The sequence below is a fragment of the Bifidobacterium amazonense genome, from assembly GCF_018555435.2.
Classification (GTDB): Bacteria; Actinomycetota; Actinomycetes; order Actinomycetales; family Bifidobacteriaceae; genus Bifidobacterium; species Bifidobacterium amazonense.
Window position 1 is genome coordinate 1 of the sequence record NZ_JAFEJT020000125.1, and the last position, 1,712, is coordinate 1,712.

2 protein-coding genes are annotated in these 1,712 nt (G+C 67.6%); both read right to left on the minus strand.

The window, feature by feature from the left end:
• Positions 1-53 precede the first annotated feature (53 nt).
• A complete protein-coding gene (locus JS533_RS13590) occupies positions 54-1,025 on the minus strand; it encodes an ABC transporter permease (protein ID WP_241515352.1) in 972 nt (323 codons plus the stop codon).
• Positions 1,022-1,712: ABC transporter permease (locus tag JS533_RS13595; protein ID WP_241515354.1), on the minus strand; the 691-nt coding region annotated here is incomplete at its 5' end. The genes JS533_RS13590 and JS533_RS13595, both read right to left, overlap by 4 nt.

Here is a 1,712-nt window from a genome sequence, read left to right on the forward strand (position 1 = left end):
CGCGCCGGCCGCGCCGGCCTTACCGGACGTCTGAATGGCTGCGTTTGCCTCGCTCATAGGTTGCCTCGTTTCTTCAGCGATTGCGCGATGACGGTGATCGACAGCACGGTGAGCACCACGGTCAGGCCGGGCAGCAGCGGCACCCACGGGCTGGTCACCAGATAGCTGCGGCCGTCGTTGATCAGCGACCCCCATTCCGCGGCCGGCGGCCGTGCGCCGAATCCGAGGAAGCTCAGCGTGGCGACCGCCATGATCACGCTGCCGAAGTCCAGCAGGGCGAGCACGGACACCGGGCCGATCGCGTTGGGAATGACGTGGCGGAAGATCACCGATGTCACGGGGACGCCGCCGACCCGCGCCGCTTCGATATAGGAGCGTTCGCGCACCCTGAGCACCTGCGAGCGCGTCGTGCGGGCGAAGCCGGGCAGGATGCCGATGCCGATGGCGACGGCCACCGGCGTGGTGCCGAATCCGATGGCCGTCACGATGGTGATCGCCAGCAGCAGTCCGGGAATCGACAGCAACACGTCCACGCCGCGCATGAGCAGGCCGTCGATCCATCCTCCGAAATATCCCGAAATCACGCCGATCAGCAGGCCGCCGACGAACGCGATCGACAGGGAGATCAGACTGGCGAGCAGCGTCGCACGGCCGCCGTACAGCACGCGGGTGAACAGGTCGCGGCCGACCTGGTCGGTGCCGAACCAGTGCTGCGCCGAGGGGGCGAGCAGCTTGTCGGCCGGACTGGTCTTGTACGGGTCCAGTCGTGTGAACAGCTGCGGCACGGCGGACGCGACCGCCACGAATGCGAGGAAGATGCCGGAGACGATCACGACGAACCGCCCCCGCAGCACGTCGGCGATGCGCCGCAACGGCGACGGCGCAGGCAGCCGGCGTGCGGACCGTGCGCCACCATCCGCAGTCGTGCGGCCGGTCCGCGCCGCGGGGATCGTATGGACCGCGTGCGCCGCATGTTCGGCCGGCGGCGCGCCCGCCACCGCGGTTTCCGTTATGCCGATGCTCATTGTTCCGCCTTTCCGCGTACGTGCGAGATGCGCGGGTCCAGCAGGGGGTAGACCAGATCCACGATGAGATTGATGACGACGAACGCCGCGGCGGCGAGCAGCACGACCCCCTGCACCACCGGAATGTCCTGGTTTTCCACGGACTGCTGCACGAGCATGCCCACGCCTTGACGGGAGAACACGGTTTCGGCCACGATCGCGCCGGTGACGGTGTGCCCGATGATCAGGCCGAGCATCGTGAACGCCGGTAGCGATCCGTTGCGCAGCACGTGGGTGACGACGATCGTCCGGTAGCTCAGTCCGTGGGCCTTCGCCGTGGTGATGAACCCCTCGCGCAGCACCTCTTCGAAGCCGGTCATGAGCAGCCGCGAAAGCAGCGCCATCATCGGAATCGACATCGTGACCGTCGGCAGGATCAGCGTCTGCCAGCCGTCCGTGCCGACCGACGGCAGCAGGCCGAGGCCGAAGCTGAACACCTGCATCAGCAGCAGGCCGATCCAGAACGACGGCACGGACACGCCCAACGTCGGCAGCATGTTCAGCAGGTCGCGGACCCAATCGTGCCGCGTGCAGGCCGCGAAGAACGCGATGACGAACGCGCCCGCGAACGAGACCGCGATGGACAGTCCGCTGATGATCAGCGTGTTGGACAGTCGCTGGGAGATCAGTTGGCTGACCGGCACGCCC

Excerpts from the sequence above, each read along its gene's own strand:
- JS533_RS13590 (WP_241515352.1), bottom strand. The coding sequence starts at position 1,025 with ATGAGCATCGGCATAACGGAAACCGCGGTGGCGGGCGCGCCGCCGGCC.